Raw genomic sequence first — 12,830 nt, 5'->3', positions numbered from 1 at the left:
CCCAAGTGCCGAAGTTTCCGATCTTGTGAGGGCAGGAAGCCGTGCCGTCGTGGGCAGAGCTGCCGATCGGCCAGGTGGTACGGCTCGACGCCGACCCCGACGCCGTGGCACTGGCCCTCGATCCCCTGCCGGACGACGCCCCGGCCGTCGTCACCTACTTCGCCGCCGAGGAACGTTCCGTCGCCGACCTGGCCGCCTCCGTCCTGCGTGAGCTGGACAAGGCGGCCATCGCGCTGTTCCCGGCCTGGTTACCGGGGGCCGAGGGCGTCGAGGGCGCGTCCGGGGTGAACGTGGCCGCGGTCCAGGCGCTGGCCCTGCGCAGGGCCTCGGTGACCGGACACTTCGGGCCGTTCCTCGCCGAGCTGGCCCGGCGGGCGCTCACCGGCGGGCCCAGCGCTCTGGCGCCGGAGGTCCGGGCGGCGGGGCTGGTCAGGGTGCTGGCCGACAGCTTCGGCCGGGCCCGGCTGGCGGTCCTGGTGCGGGTGCCGGACGGGCTCGGCGCGGCGTCCCGGGAAGTGCTGGTCGCCGGGTGCGAGTGGCTGGCGCACCGGGGCCGGGCCGGCGTCTGGCTGGCGGGCCCGCCCCTGCACGACGACCGCGTGCGGACGATCGCCACCCCGCTCCCCACGAACCCGCTCCCGGCGGCTGCCGTTGGCGCCCGGGAGGCCGTCCCGCTTCCCGCGACCGCCGATCGGGCGCCCGCCGTCGCGTATCCGCCGGTGGCGGGCAGGCCGCATCCGGGCAGCGCGAGCGAGCGGGCGCTGGAGGCCGCCCTGTCGGCGCGGGCGTGGGCCGGGGGCCGGGCCTGGAACCAGACGTACCGGCCGGGTCCGCTGGACGTGCCGATCCGGGTGGACCTGCTCTGGGAGCGGGAGCGGTGCGTCGTGGAGATCGACGGTCCCGACCACCGGGCGCCGGCGAAGTTCGCCGCGGACCGGCAGCGGGACGTGCTCCTGCAACTCGACGGTTACGCCGTGCTGCGCTTTCCCGATGCTCAGGTGATGACTGACATGGACACCGTCGTCCGTCAGATCGGCCAGTTTCTGCGGAACCGCCGCAGAGCGGAAGGATGAGATATGCCGGACAAAGGGCTGACCCTGCCCGAGTTCACTGCCCTGCTGGTGTTGGCCGTCGAAGCCCGCGAGGTGTCTAGCAGCGAGCTCAAGGAGCACTACAGGCTGACCATCGACCGTCCGAGGCGGCTGAAGCTCAACGAGCTGAAGCTGGTCGAGAGCCGGCAGCCCAGGCGCGGACGCGCCTTCGTGCACGTGCTCACCGACTCCGGGTGGGCCAGGCTGGCCGAGGACCTGCGGGCCGGGGCGATCCCGCCGCAGACCGGCTCGTCGGGGGCCATCGCGCGGGCCCTGCTCGAATGGCTGCCCCGGTTCATGCGGCGCACCGACCAGCGGCTGTCGGAGATCTTCCAGCCCGAACCGGACGTCCTCCCCGCGGGTCTGGAGTCGCGCATCCGTGCCGCGTACGCCGAACTGGCCGCCGCGCCCGGCTCATGGGTGAGCCTGACAGCGCTCCGGCGGCTGCTCCCCGCCGTGCCGAAGCACGAGGTGGACGAGACGCTCGTCCTGATGGAACGTCTCCCGGACGTGAACCTGGTCCCGGAGTCGAACCAGAAGACGCTCACGCCCGAGGACCGCGAAGCGGCGGTGATCATAGGCGGGCAGGACAAGCATCTGCTGTGGATCGGCGAGCTGTGAGCGGCGGCGGCATCGCGGACCTGGCCGCGCTGACGTTCAACTACACCGAGGGCGCCGACGACGTGTGGCGCCGCTCCCCCTTCCACGTCGAGGGCCTGCACGGCGCGTCGACGAAGATCCTCCTCGACGGGCTGGCCGAGGCCGCCCACCGTCCCGAGAGCAGCCCCATCGGCGTTGTCGTGCAGGGCCAGCGCGGCACCGGCAAGACCCACCTGCTCGGCTGGCTGCGCGAACGCGCCCAGCGCGCGGACGGCTACTTCGTCCTGGTCGGCCTGCTGGACGCCAAGGGGTTCTGGGAGAGCATCGTGGTCTCCCTGCTGGACAGCCTCTCCCGGCCCCGCCACGACGGGCAGACGCAGCTCACCGTGCTCCTGGACCGCCTGGCCATCATGGCGGGGCTGTCCCGCATGGCCCGCCGCTCGATCACCGGCAAGCGCGGCCTCACCCGGGACGAGCTGGACGCCTTCGTCACCGCGTTCCGCCGCGTCGGGGGCCAGGTCGGCCGCGACAGCCAGGACGCCGCGCGCGCCCTGGTCCTGCTGGCCGGCGACGATCCAGGGCTGCAGGACCTCGGGGAGTCGTACCTGTCGTCGGCGCCCGAGGGCGAGCCGGGCGAGCGGGCCCGCTGGGGCATCCGGCAGCTCGGGCGCACGCCGCAGGAGATCGTCAGGGACCTCTCGCGGCTGATGGCGCTCACCGGCCCCACGATCGTCGCGGTGGACCAGATCGACCCGCTGGTCGCCCAGTCCCGGGTCACCACCTCCGGCCGCGCCGGGCACGACCCGGCCGAGCAGCTCATGATCGAGCGCATCGCGGGCGGCCTGATGGCGCTGCGCGAGGTCACCCGCCGGACGTTGACGGTGGTGACCTGCATCCCCGCCACGTGGGCGCTCATCGAGCAGGTGGCGGTCGACACCGTGCGCGACCGCTTCCGCCAGGCGGTCCCGCTCATGACCATCCCCGACGCGGCCACCGCCCGCGCCCTGGTCGCCACCCGCTTCGAGGTGCAGTACGGCGAGGCGGGCGTCAAGCCGCCGTACCCGACGTGGCCGGTCCGGCCGGAGGCGTTCGAGCAGGCGCCCGGGTTCACCCCGCGCGAGCTGCTCATCCGGATCGACCGGCACGTCCACGCCTGCCTCACGGACGGCGAGGTCAGGGAGCTGACCGGGTTCGCGGCGGAGACGGCGCCGCGTCCGCAGCCGCCCGCGCGCCCCGCCGACCACGCCGGCCCTGGCGCGCCGGCCGGCGCCGCCGATCTCGCCGCGCTCGACGCCCGCTTCGCCGAGCTGCTGGAGGCCACGCAGGCTCCGATGATCGACCAGGCGAGTGAGGACACCGCGATGCCCGCGCTGCTGGCCGCCGGGCTGTCCGCGTGGATCGCCGAGCAGGGGGCGGCCGGCCGGGCCTTCAGCCTGGACCCGCCGCCGAGCGCCAAGCCCCCGCTGCACGCCCGGCTGCGCCGCACGCTCGACGAGAGCAGGGAGGACGAGGTCCACTGGGCCTTCCGCGCGGTCAGCGCGACGCACGGCAACGCGGCGCTGAACCGCCTCCGCAAGGCGTGCGTGGCGGCCGGACTGGACGCGGAGGTGCCCAAACGGCGGTTGTTCCTGCTGCGCGACACCCCGTGGTCGTCCGGGCCGGCGACGCGGGAGGCGATCGCGGCGTTCGAGCGGGCGGGCGGCCGGACGCTGCGGATGAGCCGCCAGGACCTGCTGGTCCTCGCCGCGCTGCGGGCCCTGGTCGCGGAGGGCCCGCCGGAGCTGGCCGCCTGGCTCGCCGCGCGGCGGCCGACGTCCGGGATCGGCTTCCTCACCGAGGCGCTGGCCGACGCGTGGAGCGTTCCCGCCGTAGAGGCCCCCGAGAGCTCCGTCGCGGCGCGCAGCCAGGACGGCGGCGACCAGGACCACTCCCTGACGATCGGACGGCGGATCGCGGACGGCGAGCCGGTGCGGATCGCGCTGGAGTCGCTGCGCAAGCACACGGCGATCTTCGCCGGTTCCGGCTCGGGCAAGACCGTGCTGATCAGGCGGCTGGTCGAGGAGTGCGCGTTGCGCGGGGTCTCCTCGATCGTGCTGGACCCGAACAACGACCTGGCCCGGCTGGACGAGCCGTGGCCCGAGCCGCCGCGCACGTGGGCGGAGGGCGACGCCCGCCGCGCCGCGGAGTACCTGGCGGCCACCGACGTGACCGTCTGGACGCCGGGACGCACGGGCGGGCGTCCGCTGAGCTTCCAGCCGCTGCCCGACCTGGCGAGCCTGGCCGGCGACCCCGACGAGTTCGCCGAGGCGGTCGAGGCCGCGGTCGCGTTCATCGTGCCGCGGGTCAGGCTGGACGCCAACACCGACAAGGCGCTGCGCGGGCAGGCCGTGCTCAGGCGGGCCCTGGCCGCCTACGGAGGCGGCGGCGCGACCAGTCTGAGAGGGTTCGCGGCGTACCTGGCCGACCTGCCGGACGGGGTGAGCGAGCTGGCCAGCGCCCGGCGCATCGCGGCCGACCTGTCCCAGTCGCTGACCGCGGCGATGGACAACGACCCGCTGTTCGGCGGGGCCGGCGAGCCGGTCGATCCCGGGTTGCTGGTGACGCCGCCGCCGGGCCGGCGGGCCCGCGTCTCGGTGATCAGCCTGGCCGGGCTGCCGGGCCTGGAGCAGCGGCAGAGCTTCGTCAGCCGGCTGCAGATGGAGCTGTTCGTCTGGTTCAAGCGGCACCCCGCCCAGGACCGTCCGCTGGGCGCGCTGTTCGTCATGGACGAGGCGCAGACGTTCGCCCCCGCGGCGGGCGGCGCGTCGGTCTCCACCCGCAGCACGGTGCTGCTCGCCTCCCAGGCCCGCAAGTACGGCCTGGGCCTGGTCTTCGCCACGCAGGCGCCCAAGGGGCTGCACAACCAGATCCCCGGCAACTGCGCCACGCAGTTCTTCGGCCTGCTGAACGCGCCGATCCAGATCAGCGCGGCCAGGGAGATGGCCCAGTTCAAGGGCGGCGGCGACGTGCCGGACATCTCCCGGCTGGGCGCGGGCGAGTTCTACGTGGCCGGTGAGGGCGGCGGGTTCGCCAAGGCGCGCGTGCCCATGTGCCTGACGCACCACCCGAAGGCGCCGCTCACCACGGAGGAGGTCGTCGCCAGGAGCCGCGGGGGCGCCTGATCGGCACGGTCCCGGCCGCGGAGGGGGCGGCCGGGACCGCGCCGACCTGCGTCGGCTGCCTCAGGAGTCCGGGCGGCCCGGGCGGCGGGCCGAGGCCAGCAGGCGGCGGCCCAGGACGGCCAGGTAGAGCGCCCAGCCGGCGCCGACCACGGCCAGGGCGGCCACCGGCTGCCAGCCCGGCAGCTCCTCGACGGCCCGGCGGCACACGGCGACCGTCACCGGGACCGTGTAGAGGGCGAAGAAGGCCAGCCCGAGCACCCGCCCTGCCACGAGGAACCAGGCGTACACCCGGACGCCGCGCGGCGCCGTACGGGTGCGCCGCGCCCGCAGGTAGGCCTGCGCGTCGGCCATGAGGTTCTTGTTGCCGCCGGCGTTGGCGATGGCGTAGTAGACGTCGGTGCGCATGAAGAACAGGAACTGCCAGGCGATCTGCGACAGGCAGATGACCACGACCAGCCGCACCACGGGCAGGTCGGCGGCGTACAGGAGGCAGGTCCCGGCGCAGGCGAGGAACCAGTCCACCCGCATGCCCGCCAGGTGGGCGCGGTAGCGGGCGCGCCTGGGCACGCCCCAGATGCCGGTGATCCTGGTCTGCACGACGAGGAACTGCAGGCGGGTGCCGAGCGACAGCTCGGCCCGCACGCCGAGCGACCGGGCCGCGGCGATGTGGCCGAGCTCGTGCACCAGCACCAGCAGCCAGGAGCCCGCGGCGAAGGCGACGGTGAAGGTGAGGCTGTCCGACCAGACCAGCGAGGAGAACGACGGCAGCACGCCGGGCCTGGCGACCGCCGCGGCCAGGGCGCACACGGTCAGCGCGGCCAGCACGGCGTGCGCCGGGCGGGAGAACAGCCAGGCCACGTGGCCGGGCCTGATCCGGTCCCACACGTTGGGCGGACGCCGGGGCCGGCTGAGCAGCCCGGCCGCGCCGAGCCCGGTCACGAACTCGGCGACGTCCACGTCCAGGCCGCGTTCGGCCAGTACCAGGGCGCGGGCCTCGGCGGCCGTCCTGGTGCCGTCGAGCGCCTCGACCACGGCCGCCGCCACGCCGGGCACGTTGACGAACGTCTCGCCGTTGCCGATGACGTAGTCGTCCGGGCCGTCGGCCACCACGCTGAGGAACGACAGGTCCGTCAGCGGCTCGGCCTTCACCCGCACACCTCGCAGCCGTCGCGGCGGTCGAAGTCGTAGGCCGTGGTGGTCAGCGTGAGCAGGTCGAGCCAGAGGCTGCGGCCCTCGACGGCGGGGTCGCCGGTGCCGGTCAGGAAGCGGATCACCTCGGAGGCGAGCATGCCCGACACGATCCCGCACAACGGCCCGAACGACGGGATGGCCCGTCCGGGGTTGTCGTTGGCCGGCAGGACGGTGGAGCCGTACCGCGCGGCCAGGGCGGCCTCCTGGCAGGTCAGGCAGCCGGTCTTGCCGGGCACGACCAGCGGGCCGAGCAGGCCGACGTGCTGGTTGAAGCCGCCGGTGACGAACGGCGTGCCGGCCCGCACGCAGGCCTCGTTGACCCAGCGGCGGATGTGCGGCTGCGGGGTGTCGACGGTGTTGACCACGAGGTCGGCGTCGGTGACGACGTCGGAGGGCCCGGTGATGCGCCGCTCGACGCGGGTGACGCGGACGTCCGGGCAGTGCTCGCGCAGCCTGCGGGCGGCCGCGGCCGTCTTGGGCTCGCCGAGGTCGCGGACGGTGTAGAGGTGCTGGCGGTGCAGGTTGCCGATCTCGACGCGGTCGTCGTCGAGCAGGGTCAGGCGGCCGACGCCGGAGGTGGCGAGGTGCAGGGCGACCTGGCCGCCGATCGCGCCGGCGCCGAGCACCGCCACGTGCCGGCCGGCGAGGTCGCCGAGCGCGGCCACGGCCCGGTCGGCCGGCTGGAACATGGCCATGAACAGCGCGAACCTGGACAGACGGGCGTCGGCGGCGAGTGTGACCAGCTCGGCGTCGGTGACCAGGAAGCGGGCCGCGCGCAGCTGTTCGACGGCCGAGTCGATCTCGGCGGGGGTGAGGTCGTCGAGGAGGTCGTACAGGTCGGACTGCTCGATGGGGGTCTCGGCGCACAGGCGCAGCAGGCGGCGCAGGGGTGGCGGCGCCGGGTCGAGGATCTGGCCGGTCGGGGGGAAGTCGCCGAGCCGTACGCGCCCGCGGGCGTCGTCGATGAACAGGGGGAAGACCGGATTCACCTGAATCCTGGGCATGAAGGCGGCTCCCGGGCGAGTGAGGGCCTCCCGCGGGGTCGGGCCGCGTCGCGGGAGGCCCGAAGAGGTCAGCAGCTGTTGCTGTTACCGGTGGTCTCGACTTCTTCGACCTTCTTGATCTCGATCGTCATGAGCGATCCTTCCGTCGATCTTGATGGGCCGATGAGATCATAAAGTAAAGATCACCCCTTTTGATAGACCCAAGTACGAAATATTCGTGAAATCGGCTTATATCCGCGCAATAAAGTCGCGGGATCGTTTCCACATAAGCGCCGCCGACTCTTCGGAGTATCCGGGAAGATCGGGATCGGCGAACAAGTGCACATTTCCCGGATAAATGAAGCACTCGAATAACGGCCCGAGCTCCGTCCGCAGACTGCGGACGTCACCGGCGTCCACCCACGGGTCGCCCTCCGCGTAGTGGAGCTGCACCGGCACCGAGACCGGCCACCCCTCCGCGCTCACCTCGGCCACGGCCGCGCAGCCGTGGTAGAGCAGCAGCCCCCGGGCCAGCGGGTGGGCGGCGGCCAGGAGCTGGGCCCCGAACCCGCCCAGCGAGAACCCGGCGAACACGACCGGCCCGCGCACCTGCGCGGCGATCTCCCGCCAGCGGCGCGCGAGCTCGTCGAAGCCGATCGCGTCCCGTTTGCGCAGCCCGGATTCGAGGTCGTCGAAGACCTCGCCGTCGTAGTAGTCGGGCGTGCGCACGACGTGCCCGCCCGCGCGAAGCGCCTCCGCGGCCCCTCTTACCCCCGGTCGCAGGCCCTGTGCGGAGTGCAACAGGATGATCTCTGCCATGTGCACTGTGTACCACCGCGCGCAGGCCCCACCAAGGGCCCCGTTCGGGCACCCTCCCGTGCCCCGCCGCACCCGGCGCGCGGGTCCCCGGGCGGTGGCCATGTCCGCCCGGGGGGTCGCGCGGGTCAGGAGCAGGTGTAGGCGGACGGCGTCGCGGTGTCGCCGCCCGGCCTGCTGACCTGGAACCCGAAACTGGTGCTCGCGCCGGGCGCGAGCGTGCCGTTGTACCCGGCGTTCCTGGCCGTGACACTCTGCCCGCTGACGGTGACGGCGGCGTTCCAGGAGCCGGTCAGGGCGTGCCCGGCGGGAAGGGTGAAGGTGACCGTCCAGCCGTTGATCGTGGACGTGCGGGTGTTGGTGACGGTCACGGGCTGGATGACGTACCCGCCGCTCCACTGGGTCTGCACGGTGCCCGCGGCGGTGCAGCCGCCTCCGCCGCCCCCGGTCAGGGTGGTGAAGGTGACCGGCGGGGAGTCGCCGGACACGTTGCCCGCGCCGTCGCGCGCCCGCACGTAGACCTGGTACTGGGTGCCCGCGGTCAGGCCGGTCAGGTTGATGCTGTTGCCCGTGGACTGGCCGAGCTGGGTGTCGGTGCTGCCCTGCTCGCGGTAGACGTCGTAGCCGGCCAGGCCGCTGCCGCCGGTGTCGGTGGAGGCGGCCCAGGTGAGGGTGGCCGAGCTCGCGGTGACGTTGCCCGCCGTGGGCGTGCCCGGCGTGCTGGGCGGGGTGGTGTCGGTGCCGGCGCCGCCGGCCAGGGCGTCGTGCACGGCGGTGTACGACGGCTTCTGCTGGTAGCTCTCGTTGTAGATCAGCGCGGCGCCCTGGCCGGGGAAGGTGTCGGGCACCCAGGAGTACTTGTCGGTGAAGCCCCAGATCGTCACGCCCTGGCAGGCGGTCACCGCGAGGCAGGCGTTGACGACGTTGCGATAGTAGGTGGCCTGGGTGGCGTCCTTGGTGGCGTCCCTGGGGGTCTGCATGCGCACGTCCAGCTCGGTGATCCGGACCTGGACGCCGAGGGCGGCGAAGCGCTGCAGGTTCTGCTGGAAGTCGCTGGGGAAGCCGTACTGGATGGCCAGGTGGGACTGGAAGCCGACGCAGTCGATCGGCACGCCCTGCTGGCGCAGCGAGGAGACCAGGTTGTAGATCGCCGTGCTCTTGGCGTTGATGCCCTCGGTGTTGTAGTCGTTGATGCACAGCTTGGCGTCGGGGTCGGCGGCGCGGGCGGCGCGGAAGGCGTCGGCGATGTAGCCCGAGCCCAGCGTGTTGTACCAGAACGACGTGCGCAGGTTGCCGTTGTCCTCGAAGACCTCGTTGACCACGTCCCAGGAGACGACGGCCGGGTTGTCGGCGAAGTGGCCGACGACGTTGGCGATGTGGTTCTGCATGGCCGCGCGCATCGCGGTCGCGCTCAGGCCCTGCACCCAGCCCGGCGTCTGGTTGTGCCACACGAGGGTGTGGCCGTGCACCTGCTGGTCGTTCTGGGCGGCGAAGGCGACGATCGCGTCGGCGCCGGAGTAGTTGAACTGGCCCTGGCTGGGCTCGGTGGCGTCCCACTTCATCGCGTTCTCGGCGGTGACCTGGCTGAACTCGGTCGCCGCGATGGTGCGGTAGGAGGTGTCGCCGGACAGCTGGCCGGTGGCGAGCGCCGTGCCGATGAACTTGCCCTTGGCGGACGCGTGCGCGCGCAGGGGCGCCGAGGCGTCGGCCGAGGTGGCGGGGAGGAGGAATGCTGCGAGAATCCCCAGCAGGGCGAGGACTCTGACGGACAGTGATGAGAGCACGGGCATCTACCTCCGGGGGCAGGCACTCGATTCCGAAACATTTCGATCCGCGACGGATCGCATCGCAGACGGTATTGACATGCAGGGAAGCGGTCAATGCCGATCGCGCGTCCCCCTCAAAAGAGCAGTTGGCGAGCGAAAAATATCGGCTTCAACATGAAACTTTCACAAGCACCTGCCTCCAGGGTTTTGGCTGCTCTAGCGCGACGTACCTACCGGTCGGTACTGTGAAAGTCCAGAAGAATCGTCTGATGCGGGAGTTCTGCGCATGTCCCTTTCGCACGCCCAGGTCCAAGCCCAGCTCACCGGCCCCGGCCAGCTTTTCGAGACCGAGGAGATCGGCGACACCGGGGTACGCACGTGGAAGCACGCGCCGGCACACTTCCGCGCCCTGCTGGAGACCAGCAGGTTCCACGGCGAGCAGGTCTTCCTGGCCTACGAGGACGAGCACATCACCTTCGAGGAGCACTTCCGCCGCGCCGCCACCCTCTCCCGCCGCCTGGTCGAGGAGTACGGCGTCACCAAGGGCGACCGCGTCGCCATCGCCATGCGCAACTACCCGGAATGGGTGGTCTCGTTCTCGGCCGCGCTGGCCGCCGGAGCCATCGCCGTACCGCTGAACGCCTGGTGGACGGAGGCCGAGCTGGCCTACGGCGTGCGCGACTCGGGGGCCAAGGTGCTGATCGCCGACGGCGAGCGGGCGGTCCGGCTGGCCGCCACGGGCGTGCCGATGATCGTGACCAGGGGCGAGGCGCCCGAGGGCGCGCGGTCGTTCGGCGACGTGCTGGGCGAGGTCACCGCCGACGTGCGGCTGCCCGACGTCGAGCTGTCCCCCGAGGACCCGGCGACGATCTTCTACACCTCCGGCACCACCGGCCGGCCCAAGGGCGCGCTGGGCAGCCACCGCAACCTCGGCCAGTCCCCCATGACCGTGGCCTACGGCCTCGTCCGCTCGGTCACCATGGCCGGCAAGGACGCGGGCGCGGCGGCGAGCGTGCGCCGGGTGACGCTGCTGACCGTGCCGCTGTTCCACGTCACCGGCTGCTTCTCCGCCATGATCACCTCGATGTTCACCGGCGGCGGCGTGGTGCTCATGTACAAGTGGGACCCCGAGCAGGCGCTGCGGCTGATCGAGCGGGAACGCGTCACCACGATGATCGGCGTGCCGACCAACGCCTGGCAGCTCATGTCGCACCCCGACTTCGGCAAGTACGACCTGTCGTCGCTGACCACCCTCGGCTACGGCGGCGCCCCCGCCCCGCCCAAGCTGCTGGAGCGCATCACCACGAACCTGCCCGACCGCGCCCCCTCCAACGGCTACGGCATGACCGAGACGACCGCCCTGGCCATCGGCAACGGCGGCGCCGAGTACCACGCCAGGCCCGACAGCATCGGCATGCCCTCGGCCGTCGTGGACGTGCGGGTGGTGGACCCCATGGGCGCCGAGCTGCCCGCGGGCGAGGTGGGCGAGCTGTGCGTGCGCGGCCCGAACGTGATCATGGGCTACTGGAACCAGCCCGAGGCCACGGCGCAGACGTTCGTGAACGGCTGGCTGCACACCGGCGACCTGGCCAGGATCGACGAGGAGGGCTTCGTCTACATCGTGGACCGCGCCAAGGACATGGTGATCAGAGGCGGCGAGAACGTCTACTGCGCCGAGGTCGAGGCCGCCCTGTTCGAGCACCCGGCGGTGGACGACGTGGCGGTGATCGGCGTCCCGCACGACGAGCTGGGCGAGGAGGTCGGCGCGGTGATCCGGCCGGCGGCGGGCCGATCGGTCACGGCCGAGGAGCTGCGCTCGTTCCTGGCGGACCGGATCGCCAAGTTCAAGATCCCGGCGCACGTGTGGTTCCGCGAGGGCGAGCTGCCCCGCAACCCCGGCGGCAAGATCCTCAAGACCCACCTGCGCCGCGAGGTCCTCGGCTCCTGACCCCTCGGAAGCCGCCGCACGATCGGAACGCCACTCCCGGCCCCCGCTTCCGGGACGCGGCCCACTCCAGGTCCCCGCTCCCATGACGCGGCCCGACTCCCGACCCCGCTCCCATGACGCGACCCACCTCCCGACCCCCGCTCCTATGACGCGACCCACCTCCCGGACCCGCTTCCGGGACCCCACACCCGCCTGAAACCCCTCCGGGGCGCCTCCGCAAGGGGGCGCCCCGTTCTTTTTCCCCGGAGAACCCGCAGGTCGGCGGCCGGTTCGCGGACTTCATTACCTGGCGCGTAATCGCGGCCCCTACGCCCCGGCTGACATCGTTCAAGTGTCGCAACCAGCACTTGAAGGAGCCAAGATGACCGCCCTCACCGTCACCGCCGACCGGACCAGGTTCCTGCGCCTCGCACTCGCCGCGGACGCCGTCGTCACCGGCGTCAACGGGCTGGTCTACCTGGCCCTGGCCGGCCCGGCGAGCGACCTGCTCGGTCCGGGCGCGGGCCTGCTGCGCGAGATCGGGATCTTCCTGCTCGTGTACGGCGCCGCCGTCGGCCTGCTGGCCTCCCGCCCCGCGATCAGCCCGGCCGCCGTCAAGGCCGTCATCGGCCTGAACATCGCCTGGACGCTGGGCAGCGTGGCCGCCGTCGTGACCGGCGCGCTCGACTTCAGCACCCTCGGCGCCGTCTGGGCCATCGCCCAGGCCCTGGTCGTGGGGCTGTTCGCCGAGCTGCAGATCACCGGTCTGCGCCGGGCCCGCCGCCAGCACCAATCCTGAGAACCATCTCCTGAGAACCGTTGAAAGAACTCCTGACAGAAAGTGAGATCATCATGACCGCCGAACTCGTCGAGCGCTACATCGCCGCCTGGAACGAGACCGACGCCGACGCCCGTGCCAAGGCCGTCGCCGAGCTGTGGACCGAGGACGCGACCTACACCGACCCCATGGCCGACGTGGCCGGGCACGCCGGGATCGCCGCCGTGATCGAGGGCGCGCAGGGCATGTTCCCCGGCCTGGTGTTCTCGCCCGGCGAGGTGTTCGACGCCCACCACCACATCGCCCGCTTCACCTGGCACCTCGGCCCGGCCGGCGAGGAGCCCCTGGCCGTCGGCTTCGACGTGGTCGAGCTGGCCGAGGACGGCCGGATCCGCAGGGTCCTCGGCTTCCTCGACAAGGTGCCCGCCGCCTGAGGTCCCTCCCGCGAAGGCCCCCGGTTCCCCCCGGGGGCCTTCGCCGTCCCTAAATGATTTGCCCTCATCGCGGACGTGGTCCG

10 protein-coding genes are annotated in these 12,830 nt (G+C 72.5%); 6 read left to right on the top strand and 4 right to left on the bottom strand.

Features of this window, described 5'->3' with window-relative positions:
- The first annotated feature begins 41 nt into the window (after positions 1-41).
- Genes ABT158_RS46070 through ABT158_RS46060 form a run of 3 tightly spaced genes read left to right on the top strand, consistent with a single transcriptional unit; the run spans position 42 to position 4,852 of the window.
- Positions 42-1,073, top strand: a complete 1,032-nt coding sequence (locus tag ABT158_RS46070) for a DUF559 domain-containing protein (protein ID WP_352364919.1) — start codon at positions 42-44, stop codon at positions 1,071-1,073.
- 3 nt (positions 1,074-1,076) lie between these two features.
- Positions 1,077-1,712, top strand: coding sequence for a hypothetical protein (locus ABT158_RS46065; RefSeq protein WP_352364917.1), 636 nt, complete (start codon positions 1,077-1,079; stop codon positions 1,710-1,712).
- The gene (locus ABT158_RS46060; protein WP_352364915.1) at positions 1,694-4,852 is read left to right on the top strand and encodes a helicase HerA domain-containing protein; all 3,159 of its coding nucleotides are present in this window, start codon (positions 1,694-1,696) and stop codon (positions 4,850-4,852) included. Before ABT158_RS46065 ends, ABT158_RS46060 begins: the two co-directional genes overlap by 19 nt.
- A gap of 60 nt (positions 4,853-4,912) precedes the next feature.
- On the opposite strand, the gene ABT158_RS46055 is transcribed toward ABT158_RS46060, so the two are convergent.
- The 4 genes from ABT158_RS46055 to ABT158_RS46040 form a co-directional block, all read right to left on the bottom strand.
- Positions 4,913-6,001, bottom strand: coding sequence for a hypothetical protein (locus ABT158_RS46055; protein WP_352364913.1), 1,089 nt, complete (start codon positions 5,999-6,001; stop codon positions 4,913-4,915).
- Complete coding sequence (locus tag ABT158_RS46050) at positions 5,998-7,047, bottom strand: TOMM precursor leader peptide-binding protein (RefSeq protein ID WP_352364911.1); 1,050 nt, start codon at positions 7,045-7,047, stop codon at positions 5,998-6,000. The genes ABT158_RS46055 and ABT158_RS46050 overlap by 4 nt, the downstream gene beginning before the upstream one ends.
- Before the next feature lie 228 nt (positions 7,048-7,275).
- Positions 7,276-7,845, bottom strand: a complete 570-nt coding sequence (locus tag ABT158_RS46045; protein ID WP_352364909.1) for a dienelactone hydrolase family protein — start codon at positions 7,843-7,845, stop codon at positions 7,276-7,278.
- Between the two features lie 125 nt (positions 7,846-7,970).
- Positions 7,971-9,632: an endo-1,4-beta-xylanase gene (locus tag ABT158_RS46040; protein ID WP_352364907.1), complete on the bottom strand. Its 1,662-nt coding sequence runs from the start codon at positions 9,630-9,632 to the stop codon at positions 7,971-7,973.
- A 262-nt stretch (positions 9,633-9,894) separates the two neighbouring features.
- Here ABT158_RS46040 and ABT158_RS46035 point away from each other — a divergent pair, with 262 nt between their 5' ends.
- From ABT158_RS46035 to ABT158_RS46025, 3 genes are all read left to right on the top strand, one after another.
- Complete coding sequence (locus ABT158_RS46035; protein WP_352364905.1) at positions 9,895-11,556, top strand: class I adenylate-forming enzyme family protein; 1,662 nt, start codon at positions 9,895-9,897, stop codon at positions 11,554-11,556.
- Positions 11,557-11,917: 361 nt separating this feature from the next.
- Positions 11,918-12,334, top strand: coding sequence for a hypothetical protein (locus ABT158_RS46030; protein WP_352364903.1), 417 nt, complete (start codon positions 11,918-11,920; stop codon positions 12,332-12,334).
- A gap of 53 nt (positions 12,335-12,387) precedes the next feature.
- Entirely contained in the window at positions 12,388-12,747 is a 360-nt protein-coding gene (locus ABT158_RS46025; RefSeq protein WP_352364901.1) for a nuclear transport factor 2 family protein, read from the top strand.
- Positions 12,748-12,830: the final 83 nt, after the last annotated feature.

This window comes from Nonomuraea sp. NPDC001636, from assembly GCF_040298265.1.
Lineage (GTDB): Bacteria > Actinomycetota > Actinomycetes > Streptosporangiales > Streptosporangiaceae > Nonomuraea.
Note: the sequence above shows the minus strand (reverse complement) of the source record. Positions and strands in the feature narration are given on the sequence as shown.

Excerpts from the sequence above, each read along its gene's own strand:
- ABT158_RS46050 (WP_352364911.1), bottom strand. The coding sequence starts at position 7,047 with ATGCCCAGGATTCAGGTGAATCCGGTCTTCCCCCTGTTCATCGACGAC.
- ABT158_RS46040 (WP_352364907.1), bottom strand. The coding sequence starts at position 9,632 with ATGCCCGTGCTCTCATCACTGTCCGTCAGAGTCCTCGCCCTGCTGGGG.
- ABT158_RS46065 (WP_352364917.1), top strand. The coding sequence starts at position 1,077 with ATGCCGGACAAAGGGCTGACCCTGCCCGAGTTCACTGCCCTGCTGGTG.
- ABT158_RS46035 (WP_352364905.1), top strand. The coding sequence starts at position 9,895 with ATGTCCCTTTCGCACGCCCAGGTCCAAGCCCAGCTCACCGGCCCCGGC.
- ABT158_RS46030 (WP_352364903.1), top strand. The coding sequence starts at position 11,918 with ATGACCGCCCTCACCGTCACCGCCGACCGGACCAGGTTCCTGCGCCTC.
- ABT158_RS46045 (WP_352364909.1), bottom strand. The coding sequence starts at position 7,845 with ATGGCAGAGATCATCCTGTTGCACTCCGCACAGGGCCTGCGACCGGGG.
- ABT158_RS46025 (WP_352364901.1), top strand. The coding sequence starts at position 12,388 with ATGACCGCCGAACTCGTCGAGCGCTACATCGCCGCCTGGAACGAGACC.